At 55.5% G+C, this 18,182-nt stretch carries 17 protein-coding genes; 13 read left to right on the top strand and 4 right to left on the bottom strand.

The annotated features are described in order from the left end of the window. The first annotated feature begins 59 nt into the window (after positions 1–59). The 11 genes from sbnA to K1558_RS25930 all read left to right on the top strand — a co-directional run bounded on the left by sbnA (position 60) and on the right by K1558_RS25930 (position 10,507). Positions 60–1,031, top strand: a complete 972-nt coding sequence (gene sbnA, locus K1558_RS25980) for a 2,3-diaminopropionate biosynthesis protein SbnA (protein WP_238654866.1) — start codon at positions 60–62, stop codon at positions 1,029–1,031. 147 nt (positions 1,032–1,178) lie between these two features. Beyond that, a complete protein-coding gene (locus K1558_RS25975) occupies positions 1,179–2,162 on the top strand; it encodes a glycoside hydrolase family 88 protein (RefSeq protein ID WP_238654865.1) in 984 nt (327 codons plus the stop codon). Continuing rightward, complete coding sequence (locus K1558_RS25970) at positions 2,162–2,434, top strand: hypothetical protein (protein ID WP_238654864.1); 273 nt, start codon at positions 2,162–2,164, stop codon at positions 2,432–2,434. Before K1558_RS25975 ends, K1558_RS25970 begins: the two co-directional genes overlap by 1 nt. Then, on the top strand, positions 2,431–3,159 hold the full coding sequence (locus K1558_RS25965; protein WP_238654863.1) for an HpcH/HpaI aldolase/citrate lyase family protein: 729 nt from the start codon (positions 2,431–2,433) through the stop codon (positions 3,157–3,159). Before K1558_RS25970 ends, K1558_RS25965 begins: the two co-directional genes overlap by 4 nt. Before the next feature lie 9 nt (positions 3,160–3,168). Then, positions 3,169–4,410, top strand: a complete 1,242-nt coding sequence (locus tag K1558_RS25960; protein WP_238654862.1) for a hypothetical protein — start codon at positions 3,169–3,171, stop codon at positions 4,408–4,410. Further along, entirely contained in the window at positions 4,407–5,339 is a 933-nt protein-coding gene (locus K1558_RS25955) for a triphosphoribosyl-dephospho-CoA synthase (RefSeq protein ID WP_238654861.1), read from the top strand. The genes K1558_RS25960 and K1558_RS25955 overlap by 4 nt, the downstream gene beginning before the upstream one ends. Next, complete coding sequence (citX, locus tag K1558_RS25950; protein ID WP_338019735.1) at positions 5,302–5,904, top strand: citrate lyase holo-[acyl-carrier protein] synthase; 603 nt, start codon at positions 5,302–5,304, stop codon at positions 5,902–5,904. The genes K1558_RS25955 and citX overlap by 38 nt, the downstream gene beginning before the upstream one ends. Next, on the top strand, positions 5,855–7,087 hold the full coding sequence (locus K1558_RS25945; RefSeq protein ID WP_338019734.1) for an MFS transporter: 1,233 nt from the start codon (positions 5,855–5,857) through the stop codon (positions 7,085–7,087). The genes citX and K1558_RS25945 overlap by 50 nt, the downstream gene beginning before the upstream one ends. Beyond that, complete coding sequence (locus K1558_RS25940; protein WP_238654859.1) at positions 7,075–8,298, top strand: ATP-grasp domain-containing protein; 1,224 nt, start codon at positions 7,075–7,077, stop codon at positions 8,296–8,298. Before K1558_RS25945 ends, K1558_RS25940 begins: the two co-directional genes overlap by 13 nt. Further along, entirely contained in the window at positions 8,276–9,517 is a 1,242-nt protein-coding gene (locus K1558_RS25935; protein WP_238654858.1) for an ATP-grasp domain-containing protein, read from the top strand. Before K1558_RS25940 ends, K1558_RS25935 begins: the two co-directional genes overlap by 23 nt. A 15-nt stretch (positions 9,518–9,532) precedes the next feature. Beyond that, on the top strand, positions 9,533–10,507 hold the full coding sequence (locus tag K1558_RS25930) for a 2,3-diaminopropionate biosynthesis protein SbnB (protein WP_238654857.1): 975 nt from the start codon (positions 9,533–9,535) through the stop codon (positions 10,505–10,507). An 83-nt stretch (positions 10,508–10,590) separates the two neighbouring features. Here the strand turns inward: K1558_RS25930 and K1558_RS25925 are convergent, their stop codons facing one another. From K1558_RS25925 to K1558_RS25915, 3 genes are all read right to left on the bottom strand, one after another. Next, entirely contained in the window at positions 10,591–10,797 is a 207-nt protein-coding gene (locus K1558_RS25925; protein ID WP_238654856.1) for a hypothetical protein, read from the bottom strand. A gap of 161 nt (positions 10,798–10,958) precedes the next feature. Next, positions 10,959–12,239, bottom strand: a complete 1,281-nt coding sequence (locus K1558_RS25920) for a glycoside hydrolase family 27 protein (protein WP_238654855.1) — start codon at positions 12,237–12,239, stop codon at positions 10,959–10,961. A gap of 110 nt (positions 12,240–12,349) precedes the next feature. Next, positions 12,350–13,231: a helix-turn-helix domain-containing protein gene (locus tag K1558_RS25915; RefSeq protein WP_238654854.1), complete on the bottom strand. Its 882-nt coding sequence runs from the start codon at positions 13,229–13,231 to the stop codon at positions 12,350–12,352. A gap of 142 nt (positions 13,232–13,373) precedes the next feature. Between K1558_RS25915 and K1558_RS25910 the strand changes: the two genes are divergently transcribed. Next, the gene (locus tag K1558_RS25910) at positions 13,374–14,441 is read left to right on the top strand and encodes an SGNH/GDSL hydrolase family protein (protein WP_238654853.1); all 1,068 of its coding nucleotides are present in this window, start codon (positions 13,374–13,376) and stop codon (positions 14,439–14,441) included. Between the two features lie 211 nt (positions 14,442–14,652). Here K1558_RS25910 and K1558_RS25905 read toward each other — a convergent pair whose 3' ends face one another. After that, positions 14,653–16,527: an ATP-dependent DNA helicase gene (locus tag K1558_RS25905; RefSeq protein WP_238654852.1), complete on the bottom strand. Its 1,875-nt coding sequence runs from the start codon at positions 16,525–16,527 to the stop codon at positions 14,653–14,655. A gap of 320 nt (positions 16,528–16,847) precedes the next feature. On the opposite strand from K1558_RS25905, the gene K1558_RS25900 reads away from it, so the two are divergent. Further along, positions 16,848–18,116 (top strand): DUF1963 domain-containing protein, encoded by a 1,269-nt coding sequence (locus tag K1558_RS25900; protein ID WP_238654851.1) that lies wholly within the window; start codon positions 16,848–16,850, stop codon positions 18,114–18,116. Positions 18,117–18,182 lie beyond the last annotated feature (66 nt).

The following is an 18,182-nucleotide window of genomic DNA, read 5'->3' as shown; positions in this document are numbered from 1 at the left end:
GTGTTTATTTTACTTTTTATAGAAAATTCTATAAAAATTTACCTTTGGAGGTGGAGGGTTTGATCTATGACAATGTGCTGCAATTGATCGGAGATACGCCGATTGTGAAACTCAACTCTCTTCCGGAGCCGCATGGGGCACAGGTATTCATCAAGCTGGAAGGACTGAATCCGGGAGGCAGCATGAAGGACCGTACGGCGCTGTACCTGATCAGCCAGGCCGAAGCAGCGGGACAGCTGAGACCCGGCGGCACGATTGTAGAATCATCATCCGGCAATCTGGCGATTGGACTGGCTCTGGTAGCCCGTCAGAAAGGGTACAGGCTGATCTGTGTGGTCGATCCCAAAATCAGCCCGGTTAACCTCAGCATTATCCAGGCTTACGGGGCGGAGACGGTGATGGTTGATCAGGCCGATGAGCATGGCAACTATCTGAGAGCCCGCCTGGACAAGGTTCAGGCTCTGGTCGGACAGCTCGGGGCATTCTGGCCGAACCAGTATAATAACCCCAATAATCCTGAGGCCCACAGGCGGACCACCGCACAGGAAATCTATGAAGCGTTCGGAGAGAAGCTTCATTGGGCGGTAATACCGGCAGGTACCTGTGGTCTGATTACCGGATGCAGCCTGGGTCTGAAGGAGCATATTCCGGGAATTAAGATAATGGCTGTAGATGCTGTAGGCTCAGTTACCTTCGGAATGCCGGCGGGGGTCAGATACCAGATTGGTATTGGTTCGGCGGTCGTCCCCGGCAATATGCGGAGAGAATTATATGATGAGATTACGCATGTCTCGGATGCCGAAGCCTTCTCCACTGCGCGCAGACTGGTGAACGAAGAGGGGCTGCTGGTCGGCGGCTCCGCAGGCGCGGCAGTGTTCGCAGCTCTTAAGCTTGCGCGGCGTCTGCCCGCTGCGGAGAAGGTGCTGGCGATTCTGCCTGACCGGGGCGACCGGTACTATAATACGATATTCTCGGATGAATGGCTGGAGAAGAACGGCATTGAGCTGGAGAAGAGCGCGGTGAAAATATGATCGGGGGTGCTACACATTACTGTTTCCATACGTAATGAGGTGATTGATCGTGCCGTCAGGCAGACCCGGAGGCAGCTTGACAAGCTTGCTTCTCTCCCGTCCTCCGGGGAAATCAGGTTTCCTTATGTCACAAATAACGGAGCCTATATGCTGGAGGATAAATGGTCTTCCGGTTTTTTCATCGGACTCCTCTTCCGGCTCGGCCAGTTGACAGGGGATTCTCTCTATACCAAAGAGGCCAGGCGTTGGATCGGCAAGATTGAGCCATACAAGACGCAAGGGGATTATCAGGATATTGGCTTCCTGTTCTATTATTCATATGCGCTTGGGTACGATCTGACCGGGATGGAAGAATACAAGACGATTGCCCTTGAAGCGGCCGACCAGCTCTTTGATTCCCGTCTGCCGGGCGGATATCTGGAATGCAGCTGGCTGCCTGAGGGCAAGTGTTACGCGGGCGTTGACAGTATGATGAATATCCAGTTGTGGCTATGGGCCAGCCGTGTAACCGGAAGGGAATGCTACCGCGCCGCCGCCATAGAATCCGCGCGGATCACCTGTGCTGCGCTGGTGCGCGAGGACGGCTTCACTTATGAATACAGAAGAATGAACCCTGCTACCGGAGCACCGGAGCAGCCCTTCAACAAGAATGCTAAATTCGGTGCCGAATCGGTATGGGCCAGAGGCCATGCGTGGGCACTCTATGGAACCGTTCAGCTATATGTATGGACCCGTGAAGAGAAATGGAGGATTCAGGCTGAGAAGCTCTCCGGCTTCTATTTATCCCGTGTCTGCTCTGACGGGGTTCCGCCCTGGGATCTGATGCTGTCCCCGGAGGAGACCGTTATGCGGGATGCTTCCGCTGCTGCTATTGCCTGCTCGGCCTGGTTTCAATTTGCCGGGGCCTTAGACTCTGACGATCCTTTACGGAAGCAGTTCTGCAACGCGGCAGAGAGAGTGCTTCAGACGCTGAGCTCTGCGGAATATATCCCCTCCAGTTCCGGGCATGAGGGATTGCTTGTGCACGCAAGTACTCCCCTGCACGTCGTTCAAGCCCCGGGAGAATCACAGATCTGGGGCGACTATTTTCTATTAGAGGCTTTACATTATTCCTTGGAGGTCGGTTCTTAGTGAATATCAGTGCCGGATCAATTGAATCAAGCGATATCAAGATTGTAATCGAAGAAGGTCACGCTGCAATGCAGTGCATGAATATGGTGCCGGAGCTTACGGACCGCCTAGTCTATGAGTATGTCGCCCCGATTCTGAAGGAGTATGGCTTGGCGGATCTGTCCCCGCAGATCTGGTTCAATGGAGCCAATGAATGGGTGGTCCGCAGCCGCTGCGAAGCTTTGAGAAGCATGCTGAATGCTGCCCTGGAGCGGGAGGAGGTTGCGGGATGAATCAGACGGCCGGACAGCTCGTCTACTTCTATGTTCCGGGATACAAACCGAATTACATAGAGTACGCCATGACCTTCTATCCTATGAATATTATATTGTGCCTGGAAGACGGAACACCGGAGGATAAGAAGCTTGAAGCACGGTATGTAGTTAAGCATGCGCTGCAAGCCTTCGCGGATTCGGAGCATACGCTGATCGTCCGCATCAACAGTGTGCATACGCCCTATTGGGAGCAGGATCTGGAAGAGATCGTGCCGCAGCGGCCCGGACGTATCAGGGTGCCTATGGTCAAATCGGCGGAGGATTTGCGGCTGGTGGAGCGCAAGGTACAGGATATCATTCAGGCGCGTAGCTTGGACTATTCTCCTGTCTACGAAGTGATGATCGAGTGCCGCGAAGCGATTGCCAATATTGCCAGTATTCACGAGGCAAGTGCCAACATCCATGCGTTCACCTTCGGGGGGACGGATTACTACAATGACTGTGTAGCCAAGGGGCTGCCGGACCCGGTCCGTGAGGTCCGGCAGGCCAAGCAGCAGCTCGGGGAATACTGCCGCAGCAAGGGTCTGCAATGCTTCGACACCACATACATGGCCTTCCGTGATATGGAGGGATTCCGCCAGGATTGTCTGCTGTCCAGAGAGTATGGCTTTACGGGACGCTCTGTCATCCACCCTGACCAGGTCGCCCTTGTCCAAGAGATTTACGGAACTTCAATAGCGTAGGAGGCTGTTATGTTCACAACATACCGATTGGAATTGCCTGAGCCGGTGTCGCTTAACAAGCTGCAGATTCCGGTCTTTACCCATATGTTTCTTCAGCATGTATCCGCCCATAAGGTTCAGGTCGACCCGATTCATGGGAAGCGGATCAGTGTCACTTATCTGTCGTCTTATCCCAGGGAGCAGATTGAGCGGGAGGTTGCTATGTTCCTGGAGCGGTTCACCCCGCAGCATGATGAGGCATCCGCATTATCCGCAGAAGTGCTGGAGCCTGCGCTGAATGTGGTGGAGCTGCATGAGCCCCCGCTGGAGCAGCTGTGCTCCTGCTGCACGCCGGCCAATCATCTGAATATCTCGGATGACCTGCTGGAGCAGGGATGGCTGACTTTATTGAAGAATCAGGAGCTGGCGTACCATCGTCCGATCATCCGCCTGCTGGAGCATTTTGACCGGAGTTATGTGGAGTATGTCGGCGGGAAGATTGGCCGGTGCCGGGAACGGCAGTATTCGGTCTTGTTGCCTGCCGCCTTCGCCGAGAAGATGAATTACTTCCACAGTGCGCCGATGCACCTGCTGCTGGCTACCCATCTCAGCCATGACCAGGCCAAAATGAGATCCTTCGCGGAGGATGTCTCCGCCAATAACGGCAAGCTTCCGCAGGACTCCGGCCCGTATCTGGAGACGCCGCCCTATCTTCTGCAATCCGCGCCTTGCTATAAAGTCTATATGGAAATGGAGGACCGTGAGCTTGAGGACAACACCGCGTTCGTGCTCAAAGGCCAGTCCTTCCGCAATGAGGGCAAACGCGTCTACCTGCTGGAACGGCTGCTGAATTTCACGATGCGGGAATTCGTCTTCCTGGGCACGCCTGACTATGTTACCCGGATGCGCGATCTCACGCTGCAATGGACCGTTGAATGGATGGAGACCGTAGGCTTGAAGGGGCAATGTGCCCTGGCGAATGATCCGTTCTTCCTCCCGGGCAAGGTGAAGCAGAATTTCAAAGTGCCTAAGCATGTCAAATATGAGGTCCGGGCGGATATACCGTACAAGAACGATACCATTTCCATTGCTTCTTATGATACGCATGGTGATTTTTTTGCCAAGACCTTTAATTTCGGGCTTAAGGACCACAGCGAAACATGGTCGGGCTGTATCGGGCTGGGTCTGGAGCGGGTGGTCTGGAGCTTCCTCCAGCAGTATGGCCTGCAGAGTGAGAACTGGCCTGCAGCGATCCCGGAGAGCGTTAGATGACCGCTTCGGAGCAGGACGCTGCAGCGCAGATTGCCGAAGCAATGACCTATAGTCTTCTATCGGAGGCAGTGAGCTGGCCCTCGCCGGGACTGGTCTCGGCGGTCAGCACAGGCTGCCACCGGGATATGGATATTTATACCTTCCTCAGAAGCGCTCTGCGCATTCAGCCCTATTACCGGGAAGCGGCGCTCTTCGGCATGGAAGCATCCGGCGGCAGTAACCGCCTGGAAGATTTGTTCCAGCGGCTGCAGCGAACCGGGCAACGGGCTGAGGCTGATATGCTCACAGCGACCGGGGGAGTGAATACCCATAAAGGAACAATCTTTCTCGGGATGATTCTATGTGCGGCTGCGGGAATGGCCAGCCGGGGGCAGTCTGTTGAAGCAGCCCCTGAAGAGATCTGCCGGTTGGCCAGAAGCATAGCTGAGCGTCCGCTTCAGGCACAATTGGCCGCTATTCTGGAGCAGTCCCAGTGTATAAGCACAGGCGCACGTGCCTACAGGGAGTGGGGGGTCAGAGGCATACGGGGTGAGGTTATCGACGGCTTCCCGTCCATCCTTAACACGGGGCTGCCGTCCTTCCGGGAAGCGCTTGACCAGGGAGCGGATCTGCGGACCGCACTGGTTCACTGCCTGCTCTCGCTGATGTCTGTGGCTCAGGATACCACGCTGCTGAACCGTGAATTCGACAGGGCGCGGATTCACTATACCCAGTCGTGTGCACTTGAGGCATTGGCCCGGGGAAGCCTGTTCACCGCTGAGGGCAGAGCCTGCATCCGCACTATGGAGGAGGATTTCCGGCTGCGGTCCTTATCTCCCGGCGGTTCTGCGGATCTGCTGGCCATGACCTATACGCTCTACCTGTGGAATGAGAAGCAAGGGAGGAGAGAGAATGGCGAATTCCTACACCGCATCAGCTATTCTTCATGACCGGCAGCGGCTCTGTGAGCGGAGACAGACCAGGTATCCGGCAGCAGGCGCGCTGCTGCAGCTCACGATGAATATTCCAGGGCCGGATAAAAGGCTGCCTGCTGCTTATGAGTTATTCGGCTTCTGTATGAAGGCTCTGGAGGAGGCGCTGGCTTCAGCAGCGTATCCGGTGCTTGCTCTGGAGAGCATGGACCTGATGATTGGTCCGGTTGCTTATCTGCAGGCCGGTGCGGAGGCGGCAGCATTGAAGCAATTGTGTCTGTCACTCGAACAAAAGCACCCGCTTAGCGCTTATTGGGACATGGATGTATACACCCCGTCAGGGCAAGCAGTGGGCAGAAGAGAGCTGGGCGCTCCTTCGCGCCGCTGTTATCTGTGCAGTCAGCCGGCCAAAGTGTGCGGGGCGCTGGGCCGGCATTCGCCGGAAGAATTACTTGGACGGCTTACCGACGATTTGGACGCCTTCAGACAGGCACAGAATGAGAAGCAGGCTGCAAAGAAGGGAGGGCTTGAGCTTGTTCCGGAAGCTAAAGGTGCCCCGTCCGGTTTTTGCCATCTGCCTTAACACCCTGGTTACCCACCTTGGCTTCTATGCCATGACGGCTGTGCTGACCATCTATCTGTCTCAGGTCAAAGGCTTGCCGCTGTCGGTTACCGCTGTAGTCACCATGATCTTCACAGTCTCCTACCGCAGCGCAAGATTCCTGACCGGCCCGTTGCTGGATAACCTGGACCCGTTCAAATGTATGGTATTTGGCTGCTATTTAACAGGAGCCTCTATTGCTATGGTAGATGTCTGGGAGTCGCCGGTATGGATTACGATACAGTTGATGATTGCGGGAATCGGGTACTCGGTCAGGGGCTTATCCTCCAAGGCTTCTTTATCCTTTGTAGGGAGTAAGGACGGCAACTCGCTGTTCTACTTTGCCAATTCCAATATGTATACGAATGGTGCAGCTATTGCCGGGCCTTTAATCGGCTCTTTTCTGCTGGCCGGTTCTCTGAAGAGCTACACTATGTCTTTTGTTGGAGGCTTTTATATTCTGGGCGCTATCCTGCTCAGCATTTTTCCGCCAGGCTGCAGTCTGCTCGACCAGGACCGGAGTCCGGTAAGCTTCTGGAGGGGTTATCAGACGGTTTTGCAGGACCGGAGCTTCCGTAAAATGCTGTTGTTCAACACCATCGGCTGCTTCTTCTTCACCCAATTGTTCAATTCGTTTCCCTATGTTATCGGCACTTATTCTAATGCACCGGAGAAGCTGGGGAGTCTGCTGATGCTGAACGGAATCCTTGTGGTCCTATTTCAGATTCCTGTCGGACGCTGGATGAATACCGCTTTGTCAGGGGAACGCGAGGGATACCGGCTAATGCTGGCTTTTCTGCTATTCGGCGTTTCGTTCCTGATCAATGCATTCTCAGGTTCAATTGCGGGCTATTATACATTTGTCGCCCTGTTCACCCTGGCAGAGATGTTATTCATCCCTACCATAGATGCGTTCGTGTCCACTGCTGCCCACCCGGAGCTGCGCATCACTTACTTCAGTGTCATTGGCTTGTCAACCGCACTTGGAGAAGGCATCGGTGTATATACCGGACTGCAATTCATACATATGTGGAGCTCGTACGGACAGCTGTCATACTTCTGGTTATCGTTAGCCTGTCTGGCAGGGCTATCGCTTTTATTCTACCTAATGTTAACGCGGTCATCGGTTCATCACAAGGAGGAAGGGAAAGTATGGCGATATTGATTCTGAATCAGAGAAGGCGGGCTTTCGCGCCATATCTGAGCTGGCTGGAGGATCTGGATGAAGAAATCTTCCTGTACACTTCACCGGGATATGGTGAGACAACGGAGCCCTATGCCATCATACGGGTGTTCGAGCATTGGGTCACCAATGACCGGGTGGAGATCGAGGCGTTGCGATTGCATCAGGAGCATCCATACCGCCTAATTATCGCGCTCGACGAGAGCGATCTGATTCGTGCAGCCCGGCTGCGCGAACGGCTAGGCCTGCCGGGGCAGCGACTGGAAAGTGCCGTTGCTTACAGGGATAAAGTGGTTATGAAAAGTCTGGTAAGCACGCAACTGTCCTGTCCGGCATTCCGCCGGCTGGCGTCGCCGCTTGACTTAATCGATTTCGTGCAGGAGCAGGGCTTGCCGGTTGTCATTAAACCGTATGATGGCATGGGCTCGATGAATACGGAGATTATACGGAACCCCCGGCAATTGAACGAAGTATGGGAACGCGGCCTCGGCAGCGGCTTGATGGCCGAAGCTTATGTTGAGGGGGAAATGTATGAGATTGACGGGCTGATGATGGGCCAGGAGATCCGTTTTGCTTCGGTAGGGAAATATTCCTGCCCGCCGCTGGAGATTCTCCACAAGGAATGCTTCGTAGAATTGTTAAGTCCCGGCAGCGCCGTCTATCAGCAGCTGGTTCAAATCGTTCAGCAAGTGATAGAGATTCTGCCTTCGCCGGGCGTCTCCACCTTTCACTGCGAGATGTTCCATACCCCGGAGGATGAATGGATCTTCTGCGAGATTGCCAGCCGGACTGCAGGCGGACGGATCAGCGAGTCCATCAGCGCCATGTATGATGTGAATCTGAACCGGGAGTGGGTGCGGGGGGTATGCGGCCTGCCGCTGAAGCTGCCGGCTGGAAGCCCGCCGGGAGTAGCGGGAGTATATCTGATGCCGAGACGCCCGGGAACGGTCAAGGCACTTCCGCAGAGCCTGCCCTTTGAGTGGGTGACAGAATATGTTCCCCGTGTCAGGGAAGGGGAGCGGCTGGATGCCGCCCATTCCAGTGTGGATGCCGTGATGACCGTCATTATCGTTGGTGAGGACTCGGCGTCATTACAGTCCAGACTGTCCGGGCTGCTGCGGTATCTGGAGAGAGAAGTACACATTCTGCCTGCATACAAGGAGGACACAGATGAAGCACCTGTTGTTAGTTGAGAGCAATGAGTCTATCGCAGGAATCCAGGCCTGCAAGGAGATGGGATATACAGTCACTTTGCTGACCCAGAATATCCAGCATTACCTGAAGGGCCGGCCGCTGGACACTCACCCCCTGCATCTGGTAGATCACATCCATCAGGTGGATACCTTCAATGAAGCAGCGGTCGTTGAGTTTGTCACCGCTTATCATGAGGTCTATCCGCTGATGGGTGTCATGTCTTTTGCAGAGTTCTATGTGTCTCAGGCAACTGCTGCTGCTTATGCCATTGGAGTGCCGGCTCTGCATCCGCAGGCTGCCAAGAATGCCCGGAATAAATATAAATCGCGGGAAATCTGTATTCAGCACGGTGTTCCGGTTCCTGCTTCGCTGCTGGCAGCCAGCATGGAGGAAGCGCTCAGACATGCGCAGGCTATCGGTTATCCCTGCATCTTTAAGCCATGTGACGGGGCCATGAGTATGGGGGTGGTCTTCGTGAATAATGAGCCAGAGCTGCGGCAGGCCTATGACAGTTATCTGAACAACCGGGATTACGGGCGGAATCTCTATGGAAGCGCAGATGTGCTCATAGAGGAATACGCAGCCGGGCCTTTAGTCAGTGTCGAGATGGTCACTTATCAAGGGGAGAATCACCTGATCGGCATTACAGACCGCCGGCTGATCGGCTTTCCCTATTTTGTAGAGACTGGCGCCAGCTTTCCGGTCCAATTGAGCAATGAGGCAGAGGTAGTGGAGATAGTCCGGCAAGGACTGCGTGCGCTTGGGGTTGATTTTGGCCCGACGCATACGGAGGTTGCCCTGACTCCGCAAGGACCCAAGATTATTGAATTCAATCCCCGGATGGTGGGCGGGCCTGTCCCGGAAATGATTAAATATGCAACGGGTATTGACCTGGCCCGGGAAGTGCTGCGTATGCACATGGGGGAGATGCCGGACTTGACGCCGAGTGAATCACGCGGAGCTGCCTCACGGGAATTCTGTTCACCGGTTGACGGCTGGCTGCTCGAAGTTACCGGGCTGCAGGAATTAGAGGAAAGGACAGATATTCTGAGAGCGAACTTTGTTACTCCCGGACGTGAAATATCCTATCCGCGGTCTAATTTTGACTGGATTGGGCGGGTGATTGCCGGAGGGGACGATGCAGAGCAGGCTAAGCAGAAATGCAGCGATATAGAGGAGCGTATCGGTTTGCACATCAAAGCGAAACCAATAAGCTGAGGAGGCTGGACGACTATGTTATATTTGAACACTGAACATCTGGAGCATCTGGATCTTCCCTGGAACCTCTGTATTGAGACGATACGGAGAACAGTTCATGTGATGGCAGCGCATGAATTCTCCCAGCCGATCAAGCCCTACCTGCTATTCGAGCAAGATCCCAGCAGCCGGATTATTGCCATGCCTGCCTATGTGGGCGGAGAGATCGGTATGGCGGGCATCAAGTGGATTGCCAGCTTTCCGGGCAACCATGCCCGGCAGATTCCCCGTGCCCATTCGGTTACGATACTGAATGATTCCGGGAGCGGGAAGCCTCTGGCTATGATCAACAGTCCGCTGATCTCCGGCATCCGAACCGCTTCGGTCAGCGGCCTGATGATTCAGGAATATGAGAAGGTGCACCCTTGGACAGATAAGATCATTGCAGGCATGGTCGGCTTCGGGCCGATCGGGCAACTGCATCTGTCGATGCTGACTCAGCTTCTGGGGGACCGGCTGGGCGGGCTCCGGATTTTTGACCAGAACCCTGATGTCCTGCAGCATATCCCTGATGGATTGAATGCGAGGGTGCAGTGTGTTGGTTCCTGGGAAGAAGCCTACGAAGGGGCAAATCTGTTCCTTACCTGCACGATCTCCAGCTCCGGCTACATCAACCGAAAGCCCAGAGAGCGGAGTCTGCTGCTGAACGTATCTCTCCGCGATTTCACGCCGGATATTCTCGATTATACCTCTGCAATTGTTGTGGATGACTGGGATGAAGTCTGCCGGGCCAATACGGATATTGAACACATGTCTACACATAGAGGTCTGAAGAAGGAAGACACTGTATCCATAGTTGACGTCGTCTGCAGCAACGGGCTGGCGAAGTTCCCGGCACATGAAGCGGTGATGTTCAATCCCATGGGCATGGCTGCGTTCGACATTGCCATCGGCTCGTTATTCTACCGCGAAGCGCTGAGTGCGGGGTGTGGCGAGGAACTGGAGGAATAAAGGGGATCAGCATATATAATATAACTGGGGCGGATAAGAGATACTCTTATCCGCCCCAGTCTGTGTACAGCCCTGCCGTGAAGCTATGGATTCTTGCGGTCCTTCTCTTGATCGGGGTCAGCTTCAAGGCCGGGAGCCGCTACCTCCGGGTCATTCCCCATTACAGCGCCTACGATCTCATCCAGCTTGTCTGTTTCGGATTGGCCATCCGCCGGACTGGATTCGCCTTCCGGGATCGGGTGGACACCTGCCGTGCGTCCGTCGAGCGGAGCTTTCTTCTCATCCATCATCTGTAAATCTCCCTTCTAAGTGCAGTCTCTGTCTTAGGATGTGTCTGGGACAGCCTTTCTATGTAACGATAACCGCAGGCGGGGCGGGTGAACCATGCGGAGAGGGAATAAAAGCCGGGAATCCAGTTTGTCTGGAACTCCCGGCTTTCTATTATTTTCTACTATTTAATGCTATACAACCGCACCCCATGCGCAGGTATAGTGGTCTGAAGTGAGCCGGAGTTCAGTTCAGCAGGCGTCTGGCTCCACAGCTCCGTGCCTGCGGTCACGCCGCCGAGGCCGATCTCTTCGAGGCTCAGGTCAACCGGCAAAGGGCTGCTGCCAATGTTAAAGACGGCTGCATAACGGGTGCCATCATCGTGAGCGGCGGTCCAGACGATCAGGTCATCCCTGTAGAGGGCTTCTCTGGCACTATGGCTCTCGCGCTGCATCCGCAGCACCTCACGGTTGGTGAGCAGCGACAGGGTCCAGTCGTCGTTGTCGCGCAGCTCGCCGCCGAAGATGAGTGGTGAGCGGAAAATGCTCCACAGCGACATCATCGTCAGCTGCTCGTCCCGGGTGAAGCGGGTCCAGCGGTCATCTCCGCCGCCATCGACGGAGCGTACGCCGATATGGCCGAGCGGCAGCATGTCGCAATCCGGCCAGGAGCCGGACTGCGGGACGCCCTGCCAGCTGCGGCAGCGGCTGAACATGTCCAGCAGCAGCTCCCAGCGGTCCCAGAAGTCATCAGTGATGCGCCACATGTTGGCGTGCTGAATGAAATGCTCTTTGTATTCCACCGGAGCGGGTCCGGGGGAGAGACTCAGGACCATCGGGCGGCCGCAGTTCTCGATCGCCGCCGAGATCAGGGCAATCTCCGGCTGATGGGTGTCGTGCAGCCTGGAAGCAGCGATGTCATCCACCTTGACCAGATCGACGCCCCACTGCGCGTACAGTTCAAAGAGTGAATTATAGTAGGCCTGCGCGCCATCCTTGGAAGCATCGACACCGTACATATCCGTATTCCACGGACAGATGGAGGCCGTGTGCGCGATCTCGCGGGCAGTTGCCGCCGTACCTAGAATAGCGGTGCCTGCATGGGCGGCCTGGCGCGGAATGCCGCGCATAATATGAATGCCGAACTTCAGTCCCAGGCTGTGCACATAATCGGCCAGCGGCTTGAAGCCCTGTCCGCCGGCTGCGGAAGGGAAGCGGTTCTCGGCAGGCATCAGCCTGGAGTATTCATCCATGACGAGCGGGACGAAGGGGCGATACAGGGAGGACACGGCACCAGGCTCATACCACTGAATATCAACGGTAATGTAGCTCCAGCCGAAGTCTTTGAGATGCTCAGCCATATATTCTGCATTGCCGCGGATTTCCGCTTCCGTTACGGCTGCGCCGTAGCAATCCCAGCTGTTCCAGCCCAGCGGCGGGGTGGGTGCTGCAAGCTTATGATTCATTGTATAATCTCCTTTGGCGAATAGATGATTGCTCTTGTCATGTTCATCATAATCAAGGAGAATCCTAATATCTATAGTAATCTTACGAGTGAAATAGCACTATATTGCGCTTAATCGAAAAAGAGGCGGCGGTAGGTCAGACTCTCATCCCCGCTGCGGAATTCGCCCGGCGTCAGACCGGTGAGGCTGCGGAAGGCCTTAATGAAATAGCTTCCGCTGGAGTAGCCGACCTGCTCAGCAATCGCTTCAATGCTTAAGCCGGTCCCCCGCAGCAGCTCCATGGCCTTCTCTGTGCGCACCCGGGTCAGGTAAGCTCCGGGCGTCAGGCCGGTGCTGGCCGAGAAGCGGCGGATGAGATGATATTTGGACAGGGAGACATGCTCGGACAGCTGGTCCATGCTGATCATCCGCGAATAATGCTGCTCGATGAATTCGGCTGCCCGCCTGATACTCTCTGACCAATTGTCCCTGTTCTGCAGTGTGGCTGCCTGCATTCTGGCCAGCTCGGTCACGAACTGGTAGACGCTGGACGAGGCGATAAGCGGATCGGAGATTCTGCCCGCACCGGCGTCCATCACAATCATCCGCGCCAGCCGGACGGGGGCACAGTCTGCGGGCAAATGCGGGACCTCTCCTGCTTCGCGCAGGAATTTGCGCCAGTGGGGCAGGATCAGCTTCGGACGCAGCAGCAGGAACAGGAACTCCCACGGCTCACTTGCATCCGCCGGATAGTAATACCGGTGCGGCCCGGGAATCTCCGCCAAGAGCGCCTGCCCCGCCCGGACACGGTAGGTTCGGTTCTCCGACTCAAATACCCCCTCACCGGAAAGGGTGTACTGGAACAGCAGCAGCGGGCCATCGCTGCGCTCCAGACCGTCCCAGCGGTAAGCGGGATCAGAGACCGCATCATATCCGGCTGCAAATAAGACGCATAGCTGCAGCTCCTTGTCTTCGGCAAAGCGGAAGCCGTAGGTTCCTCTGGGAATGTCCATAGTGTCCTCCTTATCTCAGGGACGGTATAGCTGTTGCTCACCGCATGTATTTTTATCATACCTGACTTGGCACTAATCTTCATTGATAATTAAGAGTACCTTTGTTACTGTACAGATAGAATCAGAGAAGGATGGTGCAGGTATGTCTACCATGCAAGTGTACAAACCAACAGAGAACCATGTCAAAATCATCGGGCGGACCCACTCATTCAACGATGTGCTGTGGCTGGCTCTTTCGGGGAGCGGGGTAGAGTTCTCGTTCTACGGCCGCGCGGCCCGGATCACCCTGGAGGGTGATGATATCGCTGTGACCGGCAATAATCTGGCCCGGATCGGGATCAGTGTGAACGGCCGGCGGGTAATTGATGATCAGGTGGACCAGGAGTTCCGCAGCTATACTGTGTTTGAGAGCGAGACAGAGCAACTAGTTACGGTCAGAGTGATGAAGCTCTCGGAGGCAGCGATGTCCACGGTGGGCATCCGGGAGATTGCCGTAGATGCTGCTGATGGCATTCAGCCCACCCCACCCCAAGTACATACCATTGAATTTATCGGCGATTCGATCACCTGCGGCTATGGCGTGGATGATGAGGAGGCGCTGCATTCTTTTTCCACGGCTACTGAGGATGTAACGAAGGCCTATGCGTATCTGACCGCAGAGCAGCTTGGAGCAGATTACAGCATGGTATGTTACAGCGGCTACGGAATTATTACCGGCTATACGGAGAACGACCAGAAGCTGACCACGCATCTGCTGCCAGACTATTATGAGAAGGTAGGCAAGTCGGAAGGAAAATTCGGCGGCCGCCTGCTGCCCCAAGAAGTGCCTTGGGAGTTCAGCAGATTCACCCCGGAGCTGATAGTGATTAATCTGGGCACGAACGATGATTCTTACACCAAGGATGACCCCGCGAAGCAGGCGGATTATGCTGAGAACTATGTAGCTTTTCTGAAAAAAGTCAGACGGAACAACCCCGATTCTACGATTCTATGCACACTGGGGATCATGGGAGATAGACTGTATCCTCATCTGGAGCAAGCGGTGGCCCGTTATTCCCGGGAAACCGGCGACAGCAGGATCAGCACTATGAGATTTGAGGTGCAACTGGAGGCAGACGGCTACGCCGTCGATTATCATCCGTCCCAGGCGACTCACCGCAAAGCGGCAGACAAGCTGACGGCTGAGATTCGGAGGCTGATGAGCTGGTAGTATGGTTACGGCGGGGGAAGCGGGCGTTGGGTGGGAATAAGGTGCATAAATACACCAGAATTCGCCGAAATTGAGCGCTGGGCTAGGATAAGGTGTATAAATACACTTGAATCTGGTGTTGGCGGGTTTTGGGCATAAATGTGGTGTATAAATGCACTCGAATTCGCCAAAAGTGGGCGCTGGGCGGCAATGGGGTGTATAAAACCACCCGCTATCCCTTACGATGTATCCCTTTCTCCCGCACGAACTGCTCCAGCACCCCGAAATCCTCGGTTACCTTGCGGAACGGCAGCGCGGCAAGCACCTGCTCCCGGTAATGGTTGCGTGCTCCGGCGGACAGGCGGGAGTCGAGGATGCTGACAATGCCCAGGTCCGTCTCGCTGCGGATCAGGCGTCCGGTGCCTTGCCGCAGGCGCAGCAGCATGTCCGGCACGAATACCTCCTGCATCGCATCTCCCGCCTTGGACGCCTTGTACTCATAGACCGGATCAGCGGGAACCGGGAACGGCAGCCGGAATACGATCAGCTGCGACAGGTCGGAGCCTTCAATATTCACGCCCTCCCAGAAGACGCCGGTACTCAGCAGCACCCCCTTGCTCTTCCGGAATTCAGCGATGATCCCGTCCTGGGACGAGCCTTCCCGCTGCATATGCAGCGCCCAGTCCAGCTTCTCCGCACTTAACCTCTTATGAACGTACTTCATATCCTCCTTAGCCGAAAAAAGCACCAAAACCCGCCCGTCCGTTACATTGCACAGCCGCAGCAGCTCCTTGTACGCCGCCTCCAGATAAGCTTCCCGGTTACCCGGAGTATAGTAGGGCACATTCCTGGAAATGTACATCATCGTGTGGTGATTATAATCAAACGGGGACGCCTGACGCTCCATATATTCTCCCCGGTAACCAAGCGATTGTGTCAGGTACGCGTATTGCTCCTCCAGCGTCTCCCCGGTCTGGCACAGCGTGGCCGAGGTGAGGATGACCGGGGTTTTGCCATTGAACAGGCTGTGCTTCAGGAACTGGCTGATCCCCTTGGGGCAAATGCTGACGGCCGCTTCTCCCCGGGGGCTGCTGGCCCAGAGCAGATAGCGCTGTTCTGTCCCGGCAAGCACCTGGAAGAGGTGAATCATGCCGCCGACGGCTTCATAGGCATTGTCGATCTCCCGCTCACGCCGGGACACCAGCACCGCAAGACTGAGGCGGAATTCCTGCAAAATCTGCACGGCCCGCTCCAGCGGCACTCCTGTAATCTCGGAGACTTTAATCCGGTCATTGTCCTGCTTGGCGTTCTGGCGCAGGTCATCTTCGACCTGTCTGAACACCCCGCGAAGACATCTAGTGACCAATTGCAGGGAGGACATCAGAGTGCGGTCAGCGGATTGCCTGACCAGAAGCTGCACCGCATCCTCCAGCGCGCGGCAGGTTCCTCTTAAGGTGAACTCCAGCGTCTGGGCATCCCTGACCTTGGCCTCCAGATTATGCGCTTCATCGATGACGATTAGCGCAGGCCGGTCTGAGATCAGGCCCTTGGTCCCTTCCTTCTTCTTGATCAGATCGCGGATCAGCAGATCCTGGTTCACGATGATGAAGTCCATCTCAGCGGTTCCGGCGTTAATCTTCGCTCTCATCTCATAGAAGGAGCAGGTGCTACGATAGTGGCAAAACTCGAACCGGCAATCGTTGACACACACGTTTGACCAGAGGGCGTCACTGACTCCGCTCTTCAGATCGGCCCGCTCGTTAATCTCTCCATGTATAATCCGCTCAGCGAGTGCCGTAAGAGGGGAGGCGGAGGCCTCCGGCCGGGGCAGCTCCACTGCCCGGAGCCGGCAGGCATATTGCCCCATCCCTTTACCGACCACCGAGCGGACCATAGAGAAGCCAAGCCGGCTGCCGATGAACCGCAGGTCCCGATGAATCTGCTCCGAGAGCTGGATAGAGGAGGTGGCGATGATGACCGGCTGCCGGGAGAGCTGGTTGATCAGCAGGCCGGGGATGAGATAGGCGAAGGATTTGCCGATGCCGACACCGGCTTCAATCATCGCATTGCGGCCATGGATGTAAGCGTCTGCAATATCCAGGGACATATCCTGCTGGCCGGTCCGCGCGGTGAGTCCGAGTCTGGGGAAGCGGTCGTACAGGCGGAAGATAGCATTGATCAGGGCGGTCTCGATGTCTTTGACCGGCTCCTTCTTCTGTGAGTTGTATAAATCCTGTAACCAGCTAATGACGACCGCCCCTTTTCTATATCAATAATTGTCTTGTCCTGCATGAATTCCCATGAGGCTGTTATTATTCCAGATCGGGCCTTGATAGTCAAGGCCTCATTCGAACGGGTACGGTAAATATACTATAATAGTAGACAAGTTTCTGATTCTTGCATATCCATCTCGAAGGGAGAGGTACAATGAGCGAACGTCTGCCTTGTCAGACTCCGGGCTGCACGGGAACCATTCTTCCGGCAACTGCACAGAAAACCGGAGGCATCTGTATGCCCTGCTATCAGCAGAAGAAGGCGCTGGAGCACCAGGCTTATATTGAACAGAACCGGAAAGAGGTTAACCGGTATGCCGGGATCGATGATCCGGTTGAAATTCTTAAGATCATGCATGGTCCACGCAAGTTTGATCCGCTGATCCGGGAGGTGCCCTACCCCCGAACGGCACAAGAAATCTATCAGGGTCTGACGGAGGAAGAACGGGGCCGGATGGAGAGCTATGCGGTAGATTTACTAGAAGAAGATACGGATCAGGCGGAGATGATTCTGTTATCGCTCGCCTGCTTCACCGTTGGAGAGATCAGGCAGGGTCTGGAAGCGTTCATGCGCGAAGAGATGTATCATCCTGCGATCCTCTTTAAGGAGGCAGGGCCTGACATCCGGGAGCAGCTTATAGAAAAAGTAGGGTCCGATGCGGCGAACCGCAATCACCTGCTGCTGGCGCTCGCCTGGATTGGCGATGAAGCGGTGGTCAAGCAGTTCGCGGCCTGGCGGGAATCTCCGCCAGAGTGGACGTCCGCGTTATATCAGCCGCCTGAAGCCTATGCCCGCTTTGCGGGCTGGGAGCTGGATGCAGAGGGAGGGCAACGGTGGCTGTTCCACCGCGAATGTTACCCGTTCAAGGTTGCCGAGGCACCGGGTGCTCCTGCAGCCGTTACCATGCTTCAGACAGGAACACACTCCTGTCCATGGTGCGGAGACGGGCTGACCGTCCTGTTCGATTTCGACCTGCAGCATCCACAGCTTGGGTTCATGAAGCTTCCCGGCAAACGCCTGCGCATTGCAGCCTGTATGCTCTGTAACTGTTACGGAACCGTGTATATGAAGGCCGATCTGGAGGGCGGGTATTCCTGGAGCGAATATAATGTTGTCCCGGATTATCTGCCTGAACATGGCGGAGGGACGTATGAAGCGGACTGGCGGGAGATGCGGTTGTCCGGACAGCCTGCCGGTACCTATGAGAGTGCCGAATGGACGCTGGAAGCGCCCGCCTCGCAGATCGGGGGACATCCGGCCTGGATTCAGGATGCGGACTATCCCGATTGCCCCTGCTGTTCCCGGACGATGACCTTTGTGGCCCAGGCCGATATGGGGCAAGTGGCGGAGGATGAGGGGATCTATTATGCTTTTGTCTGCCCGGAATGCCTGATTACAGCGGTGAATTACCAGCAGACTTAAGGGGCTTACTGCTCCCCGGCCGGCATCCTTGTCTTGAATGAATTTCCATGAAGTTGTTAATTAATG

The organism is Paenibacillus piscarius (assembly GCF_022234545.1).
GTDB lineage: Bacteria > Bacillota > Bacilli > Paenibacillales > Paenibacillaceae > Paenibacillus_AQ > Paenibacillus_AQ piscarius.
Note: the sequence above shows the minus strand (reverse complement) of the source record. Positions and strands in the feature narration are given on the sequence as shown.

Coding starts and splice junctions, on each gene's coding strand:
- K1558_RS25975 (WP_238654865.1), top strand. CDS start 1,179: ATGCTGGAGGATAAATGGTCTTCCGGTTTTTTCATCGGACTCCTCTTC.
- K1558_RS25965 (WP_238654863.1), top strand. CDS start 2,431: ATGAATCAGACGGCCGGACAGCTCGTCTACTTCTATGTTCCGGGATAC.
- K1558_RS25960 (WP_238654862.1), top strand. CDS start 3,169: ATGTTCACAACATACCGATTGGAATTGCCTGAGCCGGTGTCGCTTAAC.
- K1558_RS25955 (WP_238654861.1), top strand. CDS start 4,407: ATGACCGCTTCGGAGCAGGACGCTGCAGCGCAGATTGCCGAAGCAATG.
- citX (WP_338019735.1), top strand. CDS start 5,302: ATGGCGAATTCCTACACCGCATCAGCTATTCTTCATGACCGGCAGCGG.
- K1558_RS25940 (WP_238654859.1), top strand. CDS start 7,075: ATGGCGATATTGATTCTGAATCAGAGAAGGCGGGCTTTCGCGCCATAT.
- K1558_RS25935 (WP_238654858.1), top strand. CDS start 8,276: ATGAAGCACCTGTTGTTAGTTGAGAGCAATGAGTCTATCGCAGGAATC.
- K1558_RS25930 (WP_238654857.1), top strand. CDS start 9,533: ATGTTATATTTGAACACTGAACATCTGGAGCATCTGGATCTTCCCTGG.
- K1558_RS25925 (WP_238654856.1), bottom strand. CDS start 10,797: ATGATGGATGAGAAGAAAGCTCCGCTCGACGGACGCACGGCAGGTGTC.
- K1558_RS25920 (WP_238654855.1), bottom strand. CDS start 12,239: ATGAATCATAAGCTTGCAGCACCCACCCCGCCGCTGGGCTGGAACAGC.
- K1558_RS25915 (WP_238654854.1), bottom strand. CDS start 13,231: ATGGACATTCCCAGAGGAACCTACGGCTTCCGCTTTGCCGAAGACAAG.
- K1558_RS25910 (WP_238654853.1), top strand. CDS start 13,374: ATGTCTACCATGCAAGTGTACAAACCAACAGAGAACCATGTCAAAATC.
- K1558_RS25905 (WP_238654852.1), bottom strand. CDS start 16,527: ATGTCCCTGGATATTGCAGACGCTTACATCCATGGCCGCAATGCGATG.
- K1558_RS25900 (WP_238654851.1), top strand. CDS start 16,848: ATGAGCGAACGTCTGCCTTGTCAGACTCCGGGCTGCACGGGAACCATT.